Genomic DNA, 19,813 nt, shown 5'->3' with positions numbered 1-19,813 from the left:
TTTTTGATCAATTACAAATAACAACCTTAGAAAAAAATGATTGCTAAGTTTATACGTGAAATTATAGTTTTTATTTTTGTTTCAGGCATCTCCAGATTATTACCTTTCTTATTAACGCCCATTTTTACCCACTATCTCGTCCCACAAGAGATGGGACGACTGGAACTTATCCTTTCACTATATAACATTTTTATGGTGTTCGGCATGTGTCAATTAGACACTGCCTTACAAAGATATTATTATCAAAGTAAAAGCATTCCTAAAACTGTGTTTTTTAGCGTATTACGATTTTCGGTAGGGGCTTTAGTTATATATTTAATTTCAATGCCTCTGATGATTCCATTGTTATCGCTAGGATCTACAGCATACATCGAATTGACTTTGTCTGGTTTTAGTGTGTTATTTGCAAATTTGTATATAGTTAATAGTTTAACTATACGATATGCTCGAACAATAAAATATGTAATTTTTATTAATATATTGCAAACAAGCACATTCGCCGGGTTGGCATGCTATGCTGTTATTGGGCTAAAAAGTGGCATAAAAGGTTATTTCTGCGCTTTGCTAATTTCTTATGTAGTATCTGTAATAATATCCTTAGCTATACTCAAAAAAGAATTTTTGGTTAAAAAATCGCATGATGATTTTAAAAAAATTATGGCATTCTCGCTTCCGCAGTTGCCGGGCAGGATCGCTAGTGTTATAGCACAGTATGGCAACCGGTTTATTTTATATGCGATATTTACGCAATCTACTATTGGATTATTCGCTCTTGCGAATAAAATCTCGGCCCTAATGATGGTTGGGGTGAGCGCGTTTTGTATGGTGTGGTATCCGTTACTTTATAATGAAAATAATAAAAGCGCCATAGAAAGTACAAGGAAAGTATTTAGATTAGTAATAATTTCATTGCCATTTATCGTTGCAATACTTTTTTTTATGACCTGGTTCATTTTTCATTTCTTTATACCTGAGTCTTATTCAGAATCAGAACATGCAACATATATAATGATTATTGCTATGTCACTGTTAGTCATAAAAGAAATGGTTGATGCTGGTATAAAATTAAGCGAGAAAACTAAATATATCTCATATGTATATATTTCTAATACGTTTGTTTTGTTTTTACTAATTATATTTTGCGGTTCAATATGGGGATTAACCGGTGTGGCTTTAGCAATATTTCTCTCAAATATGCTACTTACTTATACCACATGGTTTGTTTCAGAACGACTTAACCCAATGGGTTTTGATATGCATTATTGTCATTTTTATATTGCTTTCTGCTTTGCAGTTATTATATCAACTTATTGGTGGGTCAATTAAGAATATGGAAAGATATCATCAGAATTCTAAGTTCACAGCCATTTTCTTATATTATATTTTTTTATTTTTTTGTTTGGGTTGCTTCATATATTTCTTGTTTTTTGTCTATGATAAAGGCTTTACATATGAACCAATTAAAGGATGGCTTAATCCGGTAAATATACACGATCACTATGTTTATTTGAGTTATATTGAAGATATAGAGTCTTCAGGAGATTGGATAACCCTTTCAGGTTTAAATAATAACTTTGGTATTTCATTGTTATATTTCTTTTTTCATCACATTTTAGATTCTCTTGATATAAATATATCGTATGAAAGTCTTTCGCTGATCGTTAATTTAGTAGTTTTGTTATTCTCTTTAAAAACATACGCGTCAATAATTTATAAGCTAAATTTAGATATAACATTTGCATTTACATTTTTTTTAATGACGCCTTTGGTATATTTTGCGCAACTGATCAATAAAGACTCTTTCACAATATTGATAATTTTACTAGCGATAAAGTTTTCACTAGAGCAGCACTGGAAGTCATTTTTAGTATTAATGCTAATATCTGCATTAATTCGTTTCCAGTTACCTGCATTACTTATGCTTTACTTATTTTTCATTCTTGGTAATAAAAAACATATTGTAAGGTTTATCGTGGCATATGTTTTTCTTTCTTTAGCTAATGGAGTGCTGGCTAAATATCAGACTGAATTTTTTGATGAATCTACGCTATCAGATGGTATGAGCTATTTAGTGTATAGTTTAAATAGAAGCGTTTATGTAGGTTCTTTGCTTTTAAACCCGGTCAGAGCAGTTCAATATATTCATGATGCAATCATCTCATTCGATTTTATCGACGGTGATGGAATTGATGTTGGTCGCTTTAAAAATATACCACAGGTTACTTTTCTAATATTTTTAAGCCCCTTTATATTAAATTCTATACTTAATTACGAATTTTATATGAATCAAAAAGAAAAATATCTATTAGCCATGATCAATGCTTTCTTTGGCATTTGGCTTTTTAATCCTACAATAAACTTGAGATACTTTATATTATTCTTCCCTGTATTGCAGATTCTGGGTCTAAGTATGTACGCTAATTTTAAAAAACAAGGTAAGGTGCTCAATTAAATGGATGGGTTCAAAGTCTTTTATACCGGTATGTTCAGGTTTCCCGATATAGATGCTGCTGGAAAGCGAGTCCATAAAATTGTTGATATGTTAAATCATATAGACGAATGTGAAAGCATCTTAATAGGCGGATGGGAACAAGGAAGCGAAGCTGAAATAAAAATAAATGATAAAACTAGTTATCGATCTTTCTCTATTCTTGACAAGAAAAAGAAATCTAAAATAGGAAAATTAATCAATTTTCTATTTATGGGCATGCAGATTATACCATGGATGATCGCAAATAAAGAAAAATATAGTCATATATTCATTTATAATACTCCATTTCTTTTTTCTATAACTGTTTTAATTTTATCTAAGATCTTTAATAAGAAAGTTATCCTTGATTCAACTGAATGGTATGAGAGCGAACATTTAATCGGTGGGAAGTATGGTGTGGCTTCATTAGAAAATTGGTGTCGCATGCATTTAGCTTACCCTATGTTTAAAAATGTCATAGCTATATCCTCGTTCTTAGAGAAGTTCTATAGTCATAAGGGAAAAAATATTATCAAAGTCCCTCCTCTGGGTAATGATTTTCAAGAAACTTATATTAAGGAACAATCGTCTGAAAGTTTGGTTTTACTATATGCAGGTGTTCCCGGAAAAAAAGATAGGCTTGACTTTTTCATAGAAGAATTGCTCAAAAGCGAAAAAGCAATGAATATTGTAAAATTCTATATAGCTGGAATTACTAAAGAAAGTTTTTTAGAACTCTATCCTGCATACTATCAGAACCAATACGCACTGGACAAAATCTGTATTTTCCTTGGGCGTCTAAAAATGACTGAGATCTTTTCGTTGTACAAAAAAACAGATTATTGTGTTTTTTTCCGAGAAAACAAGAGATATGCTATTGCTGGCTTCCCCTCAAAATATGTTGAAGCTATCTCTTTTGGCGTGCCAGTAATTACTAATCCTGTCGGTGACATTGGTTCAGAGTTACAATTTACAGGTATAAGCTATCAGCCAAAAGAGGATGATATTAATAATTTAATCGAATTAGCCGTGGAAAAAAAGGATCAATATACTCCAATGTTAAAGAATATTTTTGAAAAAAATTATTCTACACGAGCTAATTTGAGAAAATTTAAAGAGTTTATCAAGCGAATTAAATAATGAACAAATCAGATGTAGTTTTTAACTGTTCCACAAATGTAATTGGCGGTGGGATCCAGAATAGCGTAAATTTCATATCTCAAGTATTAAAAAATAAAGGTTACGGATTAAAATGGTTTTTTTTACTGAGCCCACAGGTATATGAGCAAATAAAAGAAATTCTTCCCCAGGGGTCTTTCTTTATTGCTTATGACTCCCCCGCATCTTCATTACTTGCAAGAAATAAAATAAAGAAAATAGTTGATTCGGTTAGTCCTAAACTAGTATATACATCTGCTGGGCCAGCATATATAAAATTTAGCGTCCCACATATTATGGGTTGTAGTAATCCATATATTTTAGGTGCATCACAATATGCTTATAACTTATGCGGAAATAAAAAAGAGCAGATAAAAAGAAAGTTGAAAACCGCTTATCAAAGGATTAATATTAAGAAAGCTAATGTATGGATTGTTCAAACAGAATCATCAAAAGTTCAACTGCAGAATATAGTAGGAAAAAAATCAGAGATCCATATAGTTTATAATTCCGTATCAGAGGATTTCTTGAATTTTCTGAACCAAAGAAATATTGCAACTGATTACGTTGAGAATTTAAGCAGTGAACCTGTTTGCAAAATATTAGTGCCTACCGCATATTATAAGCATAAAGATCTGGAAAGGGTACCTGTTGCAGCCGCTCTATTAAGAAAACGGTATTCAGGAAAATTCAAAATAACATTTACAGTGGGTTCTGATACAGACTACCATAATATTGTAGAAATTGCCAAAAACCACGGCGTTGAAGATCTTATAGATAACATCGGTGCTTATTCGCATTCTCAAGCATTAAGTATATATTCAAAATATGATGTGGTTCTTCAGCCTAGTGCGCTTGAAGTCTTTTCGACAAGCTATATCGAAGCAATGTCAATGCTAAGGCCGCTGGTCGTCCCAGACTTTGATTTTGCGAAGTCTATATGCGGTAATTATGCTTATTATTATAGTGCCAATGATATTAATTCCTACGTCGAGGCATTATATAACGCTATTCATGATATGAATCTTGGAGAAAGATATCATAAAGCAGTCCAGATTGTTAGAAAATATGGTTCGCAAGAACACCGTGTAAATAAAATAGTGGCATTAATCAAAGAGTATCTTGTTAATAATGAGAGGCAGCATGTTCAAAAATAAAGTCCTTTTAATAACTGGTGGTACCGGTTCTTTCGGAAACGCAGTGTTAAATCGTTTCCTGAACACCGATATAAAAGAAATACGCATTTTTTCTCGCGACGAGAAAAAACAAGATGACATGCGAAAAAAATATAATAACAATAAGCTTAAATTTTATATTGGTGACGTGCGTGACTATGGAAGCATCCTAAACGCGACACGAGGTGTAGATTTTATTTATCATGCGGCTGCGCTCAAGCAAGTGCCTTCCTGCGAATTTCACCCCATGGAAGCGGTTAAAACGAACGTTCTTGGTACCGAAAATGTCCTCGAGGCGGCAATTGCTAACGAAGTTAAACGTGTGGTATGTCTAAGTACAGATAAAGCTGTTTATCCAATCAATGCTATGGGTATCTCCAAGGCTATGATGGAAAAAGTGATGGTTGCGAAATCACGTAATGTGGATACGAACAAGACTGTCATTTGTGGTACTCGTTATGGCAACGTAATGGCTTCGCGCGGTTCTGTTATTCCTCTGTTCGTCGACCTGATCAAAGCTGACCAGCCCCTAACTATTACCGATCCCAATATGACACGCTTCATGATGACACTTGAAGACGCTGTGGATCTTGTGCTCTATGCGTTTGAACACGGTAATAACGGTGACATATTCGTCCAGAAAGCTCCCGCAGCAACCATTGAAACCTTAGCTATCGCCTTAAAAGAGCTTCTCAATAAAGAGCATCACCCCATTAATATTATCGGCACTCGACACGGTGAAAAACTATACGAAGCTTTGTTGAGCCGTGAAGAGATGATCGCTGCGGTTGATATGGGAGATTACTATCGCGTGCCACCTGATTTACGTGACCTTAACTATGGTAAATATGTTGAACAGGGCGATCGACGCATATCTGAGGTTGAAGATTACAATTCTCACAATACTACTCGCCTTGATGTTGAAGGTATGAAAAAGCTGCTGCTTAAACTTTCATTCATTCGAGCTTTACGCGCTGGCGAGCAATACGAATTGGACTCATAAAATGAAAATACTTGTAACTGGAGCTGATGGTTTCATTGGCCGTAACTTGTGTTTACGCTTGCAAGAATCAGGTTACATTGACCTTATCAAGATTGATCGTAATAGCTCTTATCAAGAACTCGAAAACGGTCTCAAAGAAGTTGATTTTGTCTATCATCTGGCAGGTATAAACAGACCTCAATGCGTTGACGAGTTTGCTGAAGGGAATAGTAATTTAACTGGTCAAATAGTTGATATCTTGCTGGCTAACGAGCGAAGCATCCCTGTAATGGTGAGTTCATCCATACAGGCCGAGCTGGACAATCCATATGGAGAAAGCAAAGCGGCTGCGGAAAAACATATTATTAGATATGCCGCGGTCAGCGGAGCTAGTTATTTTATTTATCGCTATCCAAATGTTTTTGGTAAATGGTGTAAACCTAACTACAATTCTTTTGTAGCAACCTTTTGCTATAATCTGGCTCACGATATTGATATTAAAATTAATAATCCTGCAGCCGTTGTTAATCTCGTTTATATAGATGATGTATGCACTGATGCCATTAAGCTTCTTACCGATGATATCGAGAGTGGCTATCAGGAAGTGAAACCAGTGTATTCAACAACGGTTGGTGATGTCGCTGATTTACTTTATCGGTTCAAGGAAAGTCGAAATACTCTCATAACTGAGGAAGTCGGGACAGGCTTTGTCCGCGCACTCTATTCAACATGGCTCAGTTATTTACCGGTTGAGCATTTTTCTTATACGATCCCATCGTATGAAGATACGCGTGGTGTTTTCTGCGAAATGCTAAAGACGCCTTCCACAGGCCAATTCTCTTTTTTCACGGCACATCCAGGTATCACCCGCGGTGGACACTATCATCATTCTAAAAATGAAAAGTTCCTTGTCATTCGTGGTAGCGCGCTATTCAAGTTTCAACACGTTATTACGGGCGAGCGTCATGAACTCTACGTATCGTCTGAGGAGTACAGGATTGTCGAAACAGTACCCGGATGGACGCACGATATAACGAATATTGGCTCTGATGAGCTTATTGTGATGCTTTGGGCTAATGAAATATTTAACCGTGAACAGCCCGATACGATAGCGAGAGCTTTATAATGATTAAAATGAAAGTAATGTCAGTTGTTGGTACCCGACCAGAAATCATTCGGTTATCACGCGTTTTAGCAAAGCTGGATCAATATTGTGAACATATCATTGTTCATACTGGCCAGAATTATGATTATGAATTAAATGAAGTTTTCTTCAACGATTTAGGTGTACGTAAGCCAGATTATTTTTTAAATGCTGCTGGTAAAAATGCGGCGGAAACAATTGGACAAGTCATCATAAAGGTTGACGAAGTACTTGAAAAAGAAATGCCTGAAGCAATGCTTGTTTTGGGTGATACTAATTCCTGTATTTCTGCCATTCCCGCTAAGCGCCGTAAGATCCCAATTTTTCATATGGAAGCGGGTAATCGTTGTTTCGATCAGCGCGTTCCTGAAGAAACTAACCGTCGTATTGTCGATCACACTGCCGATATTAATATGACCTATAGTGATATTGCGCGTGAGTACCTCCTTGCTGAAGGTCTGCCTCCGGACAGAATCATTAAAACCGGCAGCCCCATGTTTGAAGTACTTTCCTACTATATGCCACAAATCGACAACTCTGATGTGCTGTCTCGCCTGAACTTACGTGTGGGAGAATTTTTTGTTATCAGTGCACATCGCGAAGAAAATGTCGACTCACCTAAGCAGTTGGTTAAATTAGCCACCATTCTTAATACCATCGCTGAAAAATATGATTTGCCCGTCATTGTATCGACCCACCCACGGACTCGTAAACGCATTAACGAGCAAGGTATTGAATTCCACCCCAATATTCAATTGCTAAAACCTCTGGGTTTTCACGACTATAATCATTTGCAAAAAAATTCCAGAGCTGTCCTGTCTGATAGCGGAACGATTACGGAAGAGTCGTCTATTATGAATTTTCCAGCATTAAATATTCGCGAAGCTCACGAACGCCCGGAAGGCTTCGAAGAAGCCTCGGTGATGATGGTTGGACTTGAATGCAATCGTGTATTACAGGCTCTGGAAATCTTATCTGCCCAGCCACGCGGTGAAGAACGCTTATTAAGACAGGTAAGTGATTATTCTATGCCAAATGTATCCGACAAAGTTGTCAGGATTATTCAGTCCTATACTGATTACGTTAAAAGAGTGGTCTGGAAAGAATATTAATGAAGCTTGCGTTAATCATAGACGATTATTTGCCCAATAGTACACGCGTTGGCGCTAAAATGTTTCATGAGCTAGCACAGGAGTTTTTAAGAAACGGACATGACGTAACCGTAATTACACCAGATACAACTATCAATAAAGCGCTTTCAGTAGATAACGTAGATGGTGTGACAACGTGGCGTTTTAAAAGTGGCGCTCTTAAAGATGTGAATAAAATTCTGCGCGCAATCAATGAAACGTTGCTCTCATGGCGAGCATGGCGTTCAATTAAAAATCGTGTGCAACACGATACTTTTGATGGGATTGTTTATTACTCCCCCTCTATTTTTTGGGGGGGGCTTGTAAAAAAAATCAAGGCTCACTGTCAGTGTCCGGCTTATCTCATCTTACGTGATTTGTTCCCTCAATGGGTCATCGATGCGGGCATGATAAAAAACGACTCTGTGATAGCGCAATATTTTCGTTTATTCGAAAAGAAAACTTATGCACATGCAGATCGAATAGGGCTCATGTCTGAAAAGAATCTTGAGCTTTTCCGCAATCTCAATAAAGGCTATCCGTGTGAAGTATTAAGGAACTGGGCTTCACTTGAACCTGTAACATTACCGGAAAATTATGTTTCTCTCCGCCAAAGACTAGGACTTGAAGATAAAGTTATCTTTTTTTATGGTGGAAATATTGGGCATGCACAAGATATGTCTAATCTTTTGCGGCTTGCACGTAAGATGAGTATTCATCCGCAAGCTCATTTTCTTTTTATCGGGCAGGGCGATGAAGTCGAGTTGATTAATAATTTAGCAAAAAAGTGGAATTTAAAAAATTTCACTTATTTGCCTTCCGTTAAACAAGACGCTTTTAAATTTATTTTGTCGGAAATGGATATCGGTCTGTTTTCTCTTTCAGCAAGACACTCAGCGCATAATTTTCCAGGGAAACTCTTGGGATATATGGTTGAGTCACTCCCGATATTAGGTAGTGTTAATGTTGGCAATGATTTGCTTGATACTGTCAATGATAACAACGCTGGTTTTATCCATGTGAATGGTGAAGATGACAAACTTTATCACTCCGCTAAGTTGTTACTCATGGATGCCACATTACGCCAGCAAATGGGAGCAGGAGCGCATACCTTGTTAAAAGAACAGTTTTCAGTGCATTCTGCTGCTCAGGCTATTGTTATGCGTCTGGAGGCTTCGCAATGCGCCTGATTGAAACTTCGCAATTAGATGTGCTTTTTGAACAAGCAAAAAGTTCTGAACGTTTGCGATCGCATTTGTTGCTCCATCATTCCCATCAGGACAAAGTACAGCGCTTGCTGATAGCGATGGTCAGAGGAAGTTATGTCGAACCTCACTACCATGAGCTTCCTCAGCAATGGGAAATGTTCACGATCTTACAGGGCCAGATACAAGTAACTCTTTTCAATAGTGAAGGGGAAATACTCACTCGATTTCTTGCAGGTGAAGGTACTGGGGTGAGCATCGTTGAACTTTCTCCAGGCGACATACACAGTGTCGAGTGCGTCAGTGAGAAGGCCATAATGATGGAGGTTAAAGAAGGTCCATTCGATCCCGCTTACGCGAAAGCCTTCCCGCACTGGTGAGAGCTGAAACGCATCTTCCGCTATCTACATGTGTGCATCATGAGTTAACATTTTCAATACATTTTCAAGCCGCGCACAAGTCGCGGTGACCACACCTGACAGGAGTATGTAATGTCCAAGCAACAGATCGGCGTCGTCGGTATGGCAGTCATGGGGCGCAACCTGGCGCTCAACATTGAAAGCCGTGGTTATACCGTCTCCGTATTCAACCGCTCCCGTGACAAAACCGAAGAAGTGATTGCCGAAAATCCAGGCAAAAAACTGGTTCCTTATTATACCGTTCAGGAATTTGTCGAGTCGCTGGAAACCCCGCGCCGTATCCTGCTGATGGTGAAAGCAGGCGCGGGTACTGATGCGGCCATCGATTCCCTCAAGCCGTATCTGGAAAAAGGCGACATCATCATCGATGGCGGCAACACGTTCTTCCAGGACACTATCCGTCGTAACCGCGAACTGTCGGCTGAAGGCTTCAACTTTATCGGCACTGGCGTCTCCGGTGGCGAAGAGGGCGCCCTGAAAGGCCCGTCCATCATGCCTGGCGGTCAGAAAGAAGCGTATGAGCTGGTTGCGCCGATCCTTAAAGAGATCGCGGCCGTAGCGGAAGGCGAGCCGTGTGTAACCTATATCGGTCCGGATGGCGCGGGTCACTATGTGAAGATGGTGCATAACGGCATTGAATACGGCGATATGCAGCTGATTGCTGAAGCGTACTCACTGCTGAAACATGGTCTGAACCTGTCTAACGAAGAGTTGGCGAAAACCTTCGCCGAGTGGAACGAAGGCGAGCTCAGCAGCTACCTTATCGATATCACTAAAGACATCTTCACCAAAAAAGACGAAGACGGTAAATACCTGGTTGACGTGATTCTCGACGAAGCGGCGAACAAAGGCACCGGTAAATGGACCAGCCAGAGCTCGCTGGATCTCGGCGAACCGCTGTCTCTTATCACTGAATCGGTCTTCGCGCGTTACATCTCCTCCCTGAAAGAGCAGCGTGTCGCAGCCTCCAAAGTGCTGAGCGGCCCGCAGGCGAAACCGTTCGCAGGCGATAAAGGCGAGTTCATCGAGAAAGTCCGCCGCGCGCTGTACCTCGGTAAAATCGTTTCCTACGCGCAGGGCTTCTCTCAGCTGCGTGCCGCGTCTGAAGAGCACAACTGGGATCTGAACTACGGCGAAATCGCGAAGATTTTCCGTGCGGGCTGCATTATCCGCGCTCAGTTCCTGCAGAAAATCACGGACGCGTACGCTGAGAACCCGTCCATCGCGAACCTGCTGCTGGCGCCGTACTTCAAGAAAGCGGCTGATGATTACCAGCAGGCGCTGCGCGATGTGGTGGCCTACGCCGTTCAGAACGGTATTCCGACCCCGACCTTCTCCGCTGCCATCGCGTACTACGACAGCTACCGCTCTGCGGTGCTGCCGGCAAACCTGATTCAGGCGCAGCGCGATTACTTCGGCGCGCACACCTATAAGCGCACCGATAAAGAAGGCGTATTCCACACCGAGTGGATGGAATAATCGTTTACTGATTTGTAAGATAAGCCCGGTGTTTTCGCCGGGCTTTTTTTACGTCTGATGTCAGCACCAGGCGCTATCCGCCGCCTTAACTGTAGCCAGTAAGCGCATTGTTTTTCAGTCTTTTCCCAGCTCTCTTTTGCGCTTCGCTATGCAATCATTATGGCTTGCATCTACACTCATGGCTGGTGTGGCTTTCTCATAATAATTAGATGACAAACAAGGACTCTATGAGCAAAGAATTTCAGGGTGACGTTTTACAGCACAGCAATGGGAACCCGGAACAAATCGATCTGATCGACCTTCTGATGCAACTCTGGAGGGGAAAAGTCACCATCATCGCGACGATTATCGTGATGATTGTTCTGGCCGTGCTTTATCTTTTCGTCGCGAAAGAAAAATGGACGTCGACCGCTATCGTGACGATGCCGGACGCCGGCCAGATTGCCGGTTACAACAACGCCATGAATATCCTGTATGGCACTAACGCGCCGAACGTCACCGACGTGCAGCAGCGCGTGGTAGGGCGCTTCAGCTCTGCGTTTTCCGCCCTGTCGGAAACGCTGCAAAACCAGCAGGAGCCTGAACAGCTGACTATCGATACGGCGGTAAAAGGCCAGCCGCTGCCGCTGAAAGTCACTTATCAGGGGGCAACCGCGCAGGCGGCGCAGAAAAAGCTGGCGGAATACATTCAGCTGGTTGATGAGCAAATTGCCAAAGAGCTGAACAAAGACATCACCGATAACGTGGCGGCCCGTGCGAAAGAGCTGCAGGAGTCGCTCTCCACGCAGGAGAAAGTGGCGCAGGAGCAGAAAGATCTGCGCATTAAACAAATCGCTGAAGCGCTGAAATTCGCCCAGGAATCAAATGTCACCTCGCCGCAGATGCCGCAGGCGCAGGAGGTCACACAAGATACGCTGTTCCTGTTAGGCAGCGAGGCGCTCTCGTCGATGATCAAAAACGAAGCGACGCGCCCGCTGGTCTTTACGGATGCGTATTACCAGACCAAGCAGAATCTGCTGGATATCTCGAAGCTTAAAATCGACGAATCTTCGCTGCATGCGTATCGCTACGTGATGAAGCCGACCGAACCGCTGCGTCGCGATAGCCCGAAGCGCGCGCTGGTGCTGGTCCTCGCCGTACTGTTGGGCGGGTTAATTGGCTCGGGGATTGTGCTTGTTCGTAACGCGATCCGCGAACACAGTGCCCGCCAGCTGCGTTAATCTGCCAGTCAGCAAAAAGGCCGCATCGCGCGGCCTTTTTTTATGGGGGTTTCCCGAAGGGCTATTTGTGTCTTGCGCGCAGGTTTTCAATCACCGCGCTGAGATCGAGCTCCTGATCCTGAAGCAGGACCAGCAGGTGATACATCAGGTCGGAAGCTTCGTTCACCAGCTCGTCGCGGTCGTGTACCGTCGCGGCCAGCGCCGTCTCCACGCCTTCTTCACCCACTTTTTGCGCAATACGCTTGGTGCCGCTGGCGTAAAGCTTCGCCGTATAAGAGCTTTCCGGCGACGCGGTTTTACGTGACGCCAGCAGCTCTTCAAGCTGATAAAGGAAGTGCCACTGGTGATGCGCCTCGCCAAAGCAGCTGGAGGTGCCGAGATGGCACGTTGGGCCAATCGGGTTAGCCAGCACCAGCAGCGTGTCGTTATCGCAGTCCGGCGTAATGCTCACCACATTCAGAAAGTGACCCGACGTCTCGCCTTTGGTCCACAGGCGTCCTTTGGTGCGCGAGAAAAACGTCACTTTGCCGCTCTGCTCGGTTTCGCGCAGCGCGTCCTGATTCATATACCCCAGCATCAGCACCTCGCCGGAAACCGCATGCTGCACCACGACCGGCAGCAGCCCGTCGGTTTTTGCCCAGTCCAGTTGGGCCCGCTGTTGTTCTGTTAACACACCCGTATCTCCACGCCTTGCTGAGCCAGAAACGCTTTCAGCTCGCCAATATTAATGATCTGTTTGTGAAACACTGACGCCGCCAGCGCGCCGTCGACGTTCGCCTCGCGAAACGCGTCCAGAAAGTGCTCCATCGTTCCGGCGCCGCCGGAGGCGATAAGCGGCACGCGGCACGCCTCGCGCACTTTTTTCAGCTGCACCAGATCATAGCCGTTACGCACGCCGTCCTGGTTCATCATATTCAGCACGATCTCTCCCGCGCCGCGCTGCTGCACTTCGCGCACCCACTCCAGCGTTTCCCACTGAGTCACGCGGGTGCGGCTTTCATCGCCGGTATACTGGTTAACATGATATTTACCGGTCTGCTCATCAAACCAGGTATCGATGCCCACGACGATGCACTGTACGCCGAAGCGATCCGCAAGCCGGGTGATCAGCGTCTGGTCCGCCAGGGCGGGGGAGTTGACGGAGATTTTGTCCGCGCCGAAGGAGAGAATTTGCGCCGCGTCTTCCAGCGTTTTGATCCCGCCCGCCACGCAGAAGGGGATATCGATGACTTCCGCCACGCGAGTCACCCAGCTTTTATCCACCACGCGGCCATCGCTTGAAGCGGTGATATCATAAAATACCAGCTCATCGGCGCCTTCTTCGGCGTAGCGTTTCGCGAGCGGCACGATATCGCCGATGATTTCATGGTTGCGAAACTGCACGCCTTTGACGACTTGCCCGTCGCGTACGTCAAGGCAGGGGATTATCCGTTTTGCCAGCATTGGATCGCCTCCGTTACGTTAAATTTGCCTTCCAGCAGCGCGCGGCCGACGATCACGCCGCCGACACCGCTACCGCGCAGCGCGCGAATATCCGCAAGATCGCCGATGCCGCCGGAGGACTGAAACGCCACCTGCGGATAGCGCGCGCAGACTTCGTCATACAGCGCCACGTTCGAGCCGGACAGCGTCCCGTCGCGGGAGATATCCGTGCACAGCACATGTTTGAGCCCTGCGGCGAGATAGCTCTCCACCAGCGTTTCCAGCGTCACGCCGGAGTTCTCCTGCCAGCCGCTCACGGCGACCTGCTTATTGCCCGCGTCGTCGATACGCACGTCGAGCGCCAGCACCAGCGCGTCGGCGCCGAAGCGCTTAAACCAGCGCTGCACGTCCTGCGGCGCTTTTACCGCCGTCGAGCCGACCACCACGCGCGCCACGCCTGCATCCAGCAACGCCGCCACGTCATCTTCGCTACGCACGCCGCCGCCAACCTGCACCGGCACGTTCACACCCGCCACCAGCTTTTTAATCAGCGCGATCTGGCGCTGCGCCGGATCTTTCGCGCCGGTTAAATCCACCAGATGCAGCAGCTGCGCGCCCTGCGCTTCGTAATCCTGCAGGCGCGGCAGCGGATCGCGGCCATAATCGCGCTGCTGGCCATAATCGCCCTGATGCAGGCGCACCACCGTGCCGTCAATTAAATCCAGAGCCGGAATAATCATTTACATCTCCAGGAAGTTTTTCAGCAGCTGCGCGCCCGCGGCTCCTGAGCGTTCCGGGTGGAACTGCACCCCCCAGAAGTTATCTTTCTGCACCGCGGCGGTAAACGCCTCGCCATAGGTGCACTGTGCGATCGTACTGGCGTTTACCGGCATCGCGTAGCTGTGCACGAAGTAAAACCAGGCGCCATCTTCGATACCGCGAAACAGCCGGTCGCCCGCTTTGGCATACACGCGGTTCCAGCCCATATGCGGCAGCGGCAGGCCGTGGTCGGTCATCTTCGGTACCGGCTCATCAATGATGCCCAGCAGATCGACCCCGTTGCTCTCTTCGCTGCGGCTGCCGAGCAGCTGCATTCCGAGACAGATCCCCAGCACCGGCTGGGTACAGGCTTTGATTAAATCGATCAGATCGCGCTCGATGATCTGCTGCATCGCCGCCTCAGCGGTGCCGACGCCGGGCAGAAAGAGTTTATCGGCGCGCAGCACCACATCCGGGTCGCGGCTCACGACCGGCTCATAGCCGTGGCGGCGCACCGCCGACTGTACCGAGTGCAGGTTGGCGCAGCCGGTATCCAGAATCACCACGTTCATCACAGCACTCCTTTTGAAGAGGGCAGGGTTTCGCCTTCGACGCGGATCGCCTGGCGCAGCGTGCGGCCAAACGCTTTAAACAGGCTTTCGACGCGGTGATGATCGTTTTTGCCTTTGGTTTTCAGGTGCAGCGTGACGCCCATGGTGTAAGAGAGCGAGCGGAAGAAGTGTTCCACCATTTCGGTGCTGAGATCGCCCACGCGCTGGTAATTAAACTCGGCTTTATATTCGAGGTGCGGACGCCCGGAGATATCGAGCGCGCAGCGCGCGAGACACTCATCCATCGGCAGCACAAAGCCGAAGCGGTTAATGCCGCGCTTGTCGCCGAGCGCCAGCTTCAGGGCTTCGCCCAGCGCCAGACCGGTATCTTCCACGGTGTGGTGATCGTCGATATAGAGATCGCCTTTGACGCCGATTTCCATGCGAAAGCCGCCGTGGGTGGCGATCTGGTCCAGCATGTGGTCGAAGAAACCCACGCCGGTGTTGATTTTGCTGCCGCCTTCGCGGTCCAGCCACACTTTGACGTCAATCTGGGTTTCGCGGGTGCTGCGCTCAACGTGCGCGTAGCGATCGCGCTTTGTCAGGTGCTCGGCAATGGCGGCCCAGTTCAGGTCGGCGCGGTTGTAGCGCAGGCCCGTAATGCCCATGTTTTCCGCAAGCTCCACGTCGGTCGCGCGATCGCCAATCACATAGCTGTTCGCCGCGTCCATCACGCCCGGTTCGAGATAACGCCCGACCAGCTTTGTTTTAGGCTTGCGGCAGTCGCAGTTGTCCGTCGGGAAGTGCGGGCAGATCAGCACATCTTCAAACAGCACGCCCTGAGAGGTAAAAATCTGCATCATCAGGTTATGCGGGCCGTCGAAATCCGCCTGCGGCAGGCTGGCGGTGCCAAGGCCGTCCTGATTAGTGATCATCACCAGCTTAAAGCCCGCTTTTTGCAGTTGCAGCAGTACCGGGATCGCATCCGGCTCAAAGGCCAGCTTGTCAAAACGATCGACCTGGAAATCTTCCGGCGGCTCGGCAATCAGGGTGCCGTCGCGGTCAATAAAGAGATACTTCTGGCTCATACTCGCTCCGTGGCCGCAAGGCCGGGTTGGTCACGCAGGGCGTCAATCACGCGCTGGCACTCTTCGCGGGTGCCGACGGTAATGCGCAGGCAGCCGCTGAGTGTCGGTTGTCTGTTCTGGTCTCTTAAGATAATGCCCTGATCCCACAGCGATTTAAATACCGCGCTGGAGGCCGTGATGCGCGCCAGCACATAGTTGGTTTCGCTGTCGAAAATCGCCTCGACGCACGGCGTCTCGCGCAGGCCCGCTATCAGGACATCGCGGTTAGCCAGCACCTGCGCCACGCGCTCGCGCATCGCGGCGATGCCTTGCGGGTTTAACGCCTGGGCGGCGATATCCGCGACCGGCGTCGAAAGCGGGTAGGGCGCAATGACCTTCAGCAGCAGGTTAATGACCTCTTCATTCGCGAGCGTAAAGCCGCAGCGCAGCCCGGCGAGCGCGAAAGCTTTAGAGAGCGTGCGCAGCACGACGAGATGCGGGTATTCGCCAAGCCAGCCGGCGAGCGTCGCCTGCGGGCAGAACTCAATATAGGCTTCATCCGCCACCACGATGGCTTTGCCGCGCGCCATCTCCAGCAGCGTGCGCAGATCCTGCGGGTTAATCAGCTGGCCGGTCGGGTTATTGGGGCTGCAAACGAAAATGACTTTAACGCCGTCAAGCTGTCCGGCAATCGCCGGCAGATCGAGCTGCCAGCCGTCCGTTGCCTGTACGGTGCGGCACTCCACGCCAATGGTTTCGGCGCTGACGCTGTACATGCCATAGGTCGGCGGGCAGTAGAGCACCGCGTCGCGGCCCGGCTCGCAGAAGGCGCGGATCAGCAGCTCAATACCTTCATCCGCGCCGCGGCTGACCAGCACCTGCTCAGGTTTCACGCCCGCGTACTGCGCGTAACGCTCAATGACGAGTTTCGGCTGGCACTCCGGGTAGCGGTTGAGCGTCTGCGCGGTCAACTGAAACTCCACGGCTTGCGGGTATTCATTGGCGTTCAGCCACACATCGCCGTTGCCGCCGAGACGGCGCGCAGACTGATAGGGCGTCAGAGTGCGCACGTTCTCGCGCGCGAGTTCTTCAATGCTCATGCTTGCTCCTTCAGGGCTGCCACACGCAGCGTCACGGCGTTTTTGTGGGCGGTAAGCTGTTCGGCCACCGCCAGGGTTTCGATGGTTTCAGCGAGCGCGGAAAAGCCCGCGGGCGTTAACTCCTGCACCGTCATGCGCTTCTGGAAATCCGCCAGGCCGAGGCTGGAGCTGGTGGCGGTGTAGCCGTACGTCGGCAGCACATGGTTGGTGCCGGAGGCGTAATCGCCGGCCGATTCCGGTGACCAGTCGCCTAAAAAGACTGAGCCTGCGCTGGTGATGTCATCGACCAGATCGCGCGCGTTGCGGGTCTGGATGATTAAGTGCTCCGGGCCGTACTGGTTGGAAATCGCCACGCACTGCGCGAGATCGCGCGCCACGATGATGCGGCTTGCCGAGAGCGCCTGGCGGGCGGTTTCCGCGCGCGGCAGCGCCTCAAGCTGGCGGGCGGTGGCGTCGGCCACGGCCTGCGCCATGGCGGCGTCCGGCGTGAGCAGAATGACCTGCGAGTCCGGGCCGTGCTCGGCCTGGGAGAGTAAATCGGAGGCGACGAAATCCGGCGTCGCGCCGCTGTCGGCAATCACCAGCACTTCAGACGGCCCGGCAGGCATATCGATCGCCGCGCCGTCGAGACGCTGGCTGACCTGGCGTTTGGCTTCGGTCACAAAGGCGTTACCCGGCCCGAAAATTTTATCCACTTTCGGCACGCTTTCCGTACCGAAGGCGAGCGCGGCAATCGCCTGCGCGCCGCCCGCCTGAAAGACTTCCTGTACGCCGCAGAGCTTCGCGGCATAGAGAATTTCATCGGCGATGGGCGGCGGAGAGCAGAGCACCACGCGTTTGCAGCCTGCGATGCGCGCGGGCGTCGCCAGCATCAGCACCGTCGAGAAGAGCGGCGCGGAGCCGCCCGGAATATACAGCCCGACCGACGCCACCGGGCGCGTCACCTGCTGGCAGCGCACGCCGGGCAGCGTTTCGATATCCACAGGCGCGAGCTGTTGCGCGCGGTGGAATTTCTCGATATTCGCGACCGCGACCGCCATCGCCTGTTTCACCTTGTCGTCAAGGCGCGCGGCGGCGGCGTCAATTTCTTCCGGGGCGACGCTCAGCGCCGCCACGTCGGTTTTATCAAACTTCGCGCTGTATTCACGCAGCGCCGCGTCGCCGCGGGCTTTGACGTTATCAAGGATCTCCGCCACGGTGCGGGTAATGCTCTCTGAGGCTGAGATAGCCGGGCGCATCAGCAGTTCACGCTGCTGCTGCGCGCTACAGGCATTCCAGTCAACGATCGTCGTAAAGGTCATGGCGGTCACTCCATCATCTTCTCAATCGGCAGCACCAGAATGGAGCTGGCGCCCAGCGCTTTCAGTTTTTCCATGGTTTCCCAGAACAGGGTTTCGCTGCTCACCATGTGCATCGCCACGCGTTGCTGATCGCCTGCCAGCGGCAGAATGGTCGGACGCTCGGCGCCCGGCAGCAGGGCAATCACTTCATCGAGGCGCTCGGTCGGCGCGTGCAGCATGATGTATTTCGATTCGCGCGCCTGGATAACGCCCTGGATGCGGGTCAGCAGTTTGTCGATAAGCTGCTGCTTCACGGCAGGCATTTCGCCGTCGCGCTGGATAAGGCAGGCTTTCGAGCGGTAAATCACTTCCACTTCGCGCAGGCCGTTGGCCTCAAGCGTCGCGCCGGTGGAAACTAAATCGCAGATGGCGTCGGCCAGTCCGGCGCGTGGCGCGACTTCCACCGAGCCGTTCAGCAGGCAGGATTTAAACTGCACGCCTTTTTGATCGAGATAACGTTTGAGCAGGTGCGGGTAGGAGGTGGCGATACGTTTGTTATTCAGGCTTTCCGGGCCTTCCCAGGCGTCGTCAACGGGTGTGGCGAGCGAGAGGCGGCAGCCGCCGAAATCGAGGCGACGCAGCGTGTAGTAGCGCGGGTCGTCGCCCTGGGCGCGGCGGGTCAGCAACTCTTCTTCCAGCACGTTTTCGCCGATAATGCCGAGATCGACCACGCCATCCATCACCAGGCCCGGAATATCGTCATCGCGCACGCGCAGGATGTCGATCGGCATATTCTCCGCCAGCGCGATCAGACGCTGGGTGTGCAGATTAATTTTTATGCCGCAGCGGGCCAGCAGTTCGCGCGAATCATCGCTTAAACGGCCGGATTTCTGAATAGCTATGCGTAAACGGTTGTTGTCTGTCATCTCGCCTTATCCTTGTTGATCTCGTTAAATTCGTCTGCCAACGCCCAATAAAAAAGCCCCCGGAAGATGATCTTCCGGGGGCTCTCTTAGCGTTCATGCACCACTGGAAGATCCGATCGTCTTCCAGCACACATCGCCTGAAAGACTAGTCAGGATGATGGTGATGGTGGTGGTTGTTAAACTGAACGCGTGTCATAAAATTCTCTTGTTGAATGCTTATTCAAATCTGTCTTAACCGTAAACCATACCGGGCAGAGAAGGCAAGGGCTTTTTTTCATCATTAAAACCTTTCATATTCACTACACCAATTGTCAGCCCGCGGCGGC

Annotated in this window: 20 protein-coding genes and 1 other annotated feature; of the genes, 11 read left to right on the top strand and 9 right to left on the bottom strand. The window is 48.2% G+C overall.

Going from position 1 to position 19,813, the window contains the following annotated elements; translation table 11 throughout:
- The first annotated feature begins 36 nt into the window (after window positions 1-36).
- From AFK65_RS21145 to wzzB, 11 genes are all read left to right on the top strand, one after another.
- Window positions 37-1,326 carry a lipopolysaccharide biosynthesis protein gene (locus tag AFK65_RS21145; RefSeq protein WP_007699428.1) on the top strand — a complete coding sequence of 430 codons (1,290 nt, stop codon included), beginning with the start codon at window positions 37-39 and terminating at the stop codon, window positions 1,324-1,326.
- A gap of 4 nt (window positions 1,327-1,330) precedes the next feature.
- On the top strand, window positions 1,331-2,452 hold the full coding sequence (locus AFK65_RS12820; RefSeq protein ID WP_007699426.1) for a hypothetical protein: 1,122 nt from the start codon (window positions 1,331-1,333) through the stop codon (window positions 2,450-2,452).
- Window positions 2,453-3,610 carry a glycosyltransferase gene (locus AFK65_RS12815; RefSeq protein WP_038856798.1) on the top strand — a complete coding sequence of 386 codons (1,158 nt, stop codon included), beginning with the start codon at window positions 2,453-2,455 and terminating at the stop codon, window positions 3,608-3,610. It abuts the gene before it with no gap.
- Window positions 3,610-4,785, top strand: a complete 1,176-nt coding sequence (locus AFK65_RS21140; protein WP_007699421.1) for a glycosyltransferase — start codon at window positions 3,610-3,612, stop codon at window positions 4,783-4,785. The genes AFK65_RS12815 and AFK65_RS21140 overlap by 1 nt, the downstream gene beginning before the upstream one ends.
- Window positions 4,772-5,806, top strand: coding sequence for a UDP-N-acetylglucosamine 4,6-dehydratase/5-epimerase (gene fnlA, locus AFK65_RS12810; protein ID WP_007699418.1), 1,035 nt, complete (start codon window positions 4,772-4,774; stop codon window positions 5,804-5,806). The genes AFK65_RS21140 and fnlA overlap by 14 nt, the downstream gene beginning before the upstream one ends.
- Before the next feature lies 1 nt (window position 5,807).
- Window positions 5,808-6,911, top strand: coding sequence for a UDP-2-acetamido-2,6-beta-L-arabino-hexul-4-ose reductase (gene wbjC, locus AFK65_RS12805; protein WP_007699415.1), 1,104 nt, complete (start codon window positions 5,808-5,810; stop codon window positions 6,909-6,911).
- Entirely contained in the window at window positions 6,911-8,041 is a 1,131-nt protein-coding gene (gene wecB, locus AFK65_RS12800; RefSeq protein ID WP_007699412.1) for a non-hydrolyzing UDP-N-acetylglucosamine 2-epimerase, read from the top strand. Before wbjC ends, wecB begins: the two co-directional genes overlap by 1 nt.
- A complete protein-coding gene (locus AFK65_RS12795; protein ID WP_007699407.1) occupies window positions 8,041-9,249 on the top strand; it encodes a glycosyltransferase family 4 protein in 1,209 nt (402 codons plus the stop codon). The genes wecB and AFK65_RS12795 overlap by 1 nt, the downstream gene beginning before the upstream one ends.
- Entirely contained in the window at window positions 9,240-9,644 is a 405-nt protein-coding gene (locus tag AFK65_RS12790; protein ID WP_032804741.1) for a WbuC family cupin fold metalloprotein, read from the top strand. The genes AFK65_RS12795 and AFK65_RS12790 overlap by 10 nt, the downstream gene beginning before the upstream one ends.
- A gap of 111 nt (window positions 9,645-9,755) precedes the next feature.
- Window positions 9,756-11,162, top strand: coding sequence for an NADP-dependent phosphogluconate dehydrogenase (gene gndA, locus AFK65_RS12785; protein WP_007699405.1), 1,407 nt, complete (start codon window positions 9,756-9,758; stop codon window positions 11,160-11,162).
- 227 nt (window positions 11,163-11,389) lie between these two features.
- The gene (gene wzzB, locus AFK65_RS12780; RefSeq protein ID WP_007699401.1) at window positions 11,390-12,382 is read left to right on the top strand and encodes an LPS O-antigen chain length determinant protein WzzB; all 993 of its coding nucleotides are present in this window, start codon (window positions 11,390-11,392) and stop codon (window positions 12,380-12,382) included.
- A 61-nt stretch (window positions 12,383-12,443) separates the two neighbouring features.
- Here wzzB and hisIE read toward each other — a convergent pair whose 3' ends face one another.
- The 9 genes from hisIE to hisL all read right to left on the bottom strand — a co-directional run bounded on the left by hisIE (window position 12,444) and on the right by hisL (window position 19,683).
- On the bottom strand, window positions 12,444-13,055 hold the full coding sequence (hisIE, locus tag AFK65_RS12775; RefSeq protein ID WP_007699398.1) for a bifunctional phosphoribosyl-AMP cyclohydrolase/phosphoribosyl-ATP diphosphatase HisIE: 612 nt from the start codon (window positions 13,053-13,055) through the stop codon (window positions 12,444-12,446).
- Window positions 13,049-13,825 carry an imidazole glycerol phosphate synthase subunit HisF gene (hisF, locus tag AFK65_RS12770; protein WP_038856801.1) on the bottom strand — a complete coding sequence of 259 codons (777 nt, stop codon included), beginning with the start codon at window positions 13,823-13,825 and terminating at the stop codon, window positions 13,049-13,051. The genes hisIE and hisF overlap by 7 nt, the downstream gene beginning before the upstream one ends.
- Window positions 13,807-14,544 (bottom strand): 1-(5-phosphoribosyl)-5-[(5-phosphoribosylamino)methylideneamino]imidazole-4-carboxamide isomerase, encoded by a 738-nt coding sequence (gene hisA, locus AFK65_RS12765; protein WP_038856802.1) that lies wholly within the window; start codon window positions 14,542-14,544, stop codon window positions 13,807-13,809. Before hisA ends, hisF begins: the two co-directional genes overlap by 19 nt.
- Window positions 14,545-15,135: an imidazole glycerol phosphate synthase subunit HisH gene (gene hisH / locus AFK65_RS12760; protein WP_007699393.1), complete on the bottom strand. Its 591-nt coding sequence runs from the start codon at window positions 15,133-15,135 to the stop codon at window positions 14,545-14,547. It abuts the gene before it with no gap.
- Window positions 15,135-16,202 carry a bifunctional histidinol-phosphatase/imidazoleglycerol-phosphate dehydratase HisB gene (hisB, locus tag AFK65_RS12755; protein ID WP_007699390.1) on the bottom strand — a complete coding sequence of 356 codons (1,068 nt, stop codon included), beginning with the start codon at window positions 16,200-16,202 and terminating at the stop codon, window positions 15,135-15,137. Before hisB ends, hisH begins: the two co-directional genes overlap by 1 nt.
- Window positions 16,199-17,281 carry a histidinol-phosphate transaminase gene (hisC, locus tag AFK65_RS12750; RefSeq protein ID WP_007699388.1) on the bottom strand — a complete coding sequence of 361 codons (1,083 nt, stop codon included), beginning with the start codon at window positions 17,279-17,281 and terminating at the stop codon, window positions 16,199-16,201. The genes hisB and hisC overlap by 4 nt, the downstream gene beginning before the upstream one ends.
- Window positions 17,278-18,582 (bottom strand): histidinol dehydrogenase, encoded by a 1,305-nt coding sequence (hisD, locus tag AFK65_RS12745; protein ID WP_007699385.1) that lies wholly within the window; start codon window positions 18,580-18,582, stop codon window positions 17,278-17,280. Before hisD ends, hisC begins: the two co-directional genes overlap by 4 nt.
- Window positions 18,583-18,587: 5 nt before the next feature.
- Window positions 18,588-19,487: an ATP phosphoribosyltransferase gene (gene hisG / locus AFK65_RS12740; RefSeq protein WP_038856803.1), complete on the bottom strand. Its 900-nt coding sequence runs from the start codon at window positions 19,485-19,487 to the stop codon at window positions 18,588-18,590.
- Window positions 19,488-19,534: 47 nt separating this feature from the next.
- Window positions 19,535-19,657 (bottom strand) — a sequence feature (His leader region).
- Entirely contained in the window at window positions 19,633-19,683 is a 51-nt protein-coding gene (gene hisL / locus AFK65_RS21860) for a his operon leader peptide (RefSeq protein ID WP_071601073.1), read from the bottom strand. (Overlaps the previous feature by 25 nt.)
- Window positions 19,684-19,813 lie beyond the last annotated feature (130 nt).

Source organism: Cronobacter universalis NCTC 9529 (assembly GCF_001277175.1).
Lineage (GTDB): Bacteria > Pseudomonadota > Gammaproteobacteria > Enterobacterales > Enterobacteriaceae > Cronobacter > Cronobacter universalis.
Note: the sequence above shows the minus strand (reverse complement) of the source record. Positions and strands in the feature narration are given on the sequence as shown.

Excerpts from the sequence above, each read along its gene's own strand:
- AFK65_RS21145 (WP_007699428.1), top strand. The coding sequence starts at position 37 with ATGATTGCTAAGTTTATACGTGAAATTATAGTTTTTATTTTTGTTTCA.
- AFK65_RS12820 (WP_007699426.1), top strand. The coding sequence starts at position 1,331 with ATGGAAAGATATCATCAGAATTCTAAGTTCACAGCCATTTTCTTATAT.
- AFK65_RS12815 (WP_038856798.1), top strand. The coding sequence starts at position 2,453 with ATGGATGGGTTCAAAGTCTTTTATACCGGTATGTTCAGGTTTCCCGAT.
- AFK65_RS21140 (WP_007699421.1), top strand. The coding sequence starts at position 3,610 with ATGAACAAATCAGATGTAGTTTTTAACTGTTCCACAAATGTAATTGGC.
- fnlA (WP_007699418.1), top strand. The coding sequence starts at position 4,772 with ATGTTCAAAAATAAAGTCCTTTTAATAACTGGTGGTACCGGTTCTTTC.
- wbjC (WP_007699415.1), top strand. The coding sequence starts at position 5,808 with ATGAAAATACTTGTAACTGGAGCTGATGGTTTCATTGGCCGTAACTTG.
- wecB (WP_007699412.1), top strand. The coding sequence starts at position 6,911 with ATGATTAAAATGAAAGTAATGTCAGTTGTTGGTACCCGACCAGAAATC.
- AFK65_RS12795 (WP_007699407.1), top strand. The coding sequence starts at position 8,041 with ATGAAGCTTGCGTTAATCATAGACGATTATTTGCCCAATAGTACACGC.
- AFK65_RS12790 (WP_032804741.1), top strand. The coding sequence starts at position 9,240 with ATGCGCCTGATTGAAACTTCGCAATTAGATGTGCTTTTTGAACAAGCA.
- gndA (WP_007699405.1), top strand. The coding sequence starts at position 9,756 with ATGTCCAAGCAACAGATCGGCGTCGTCGGTATGGCAGTCATGGGGCGC.
- wzzB (WP_007699401.1), top strand. The coding sequence starts at position 11,390 with ATGAGCAAAGAATTTCAGGGTGACGTTTTACAGCACAGCAATGGGAAC.
- hisF (WP_038856801.1), bottom strand. The coding sequence starts at position 13,825 with ATGCTGGCAAAACGGATAATCCCCTGCCTTGACGTACGCGACGGGCAA.
- hisA (WP_038856802.1), bottom strand. The coding sequence starts at position 14,544 with ATGATTATTCCGGCTCTGGATTTAATTGACGGCACGGTGGTGCGCCTG.
- hisH (WP_007699393.1), bottom strand. The coding sequence starts at position 15,135 with ATGAACGTGGTGATTCTGGATACCGGCTGCGCCAACCTGCACTCGGTA.
- hisB (WP_007699390.1), bottom strand. The coding sequence starts at position 16,202 with ATGAGCCAGAAGTATCTCTTTATTGACCGCGACGGCACCCTGATTGCC.
- hisC (WP_007699388.1), bottom strand. The coding sequence starts at position 17,281 with ATGAGCATTGAAGAACTCGCGCGCGAGAACGTGCGCACTCTGACGCCC.
- hisD (WP_007699385.1), bottom strand. The coding sequence starts at position 18,582 with ATGACCTTTACGACGATCGTTGACTGGAATGCCTGTAGCGCGCAGCAG.
- hisG (WP_038856803.1), bottom strand. The coding sequence starts at position 19,487 with ATGACAGACAACAACCGTTTACGCATAGCTATTCAGAAATCCGGCCGT.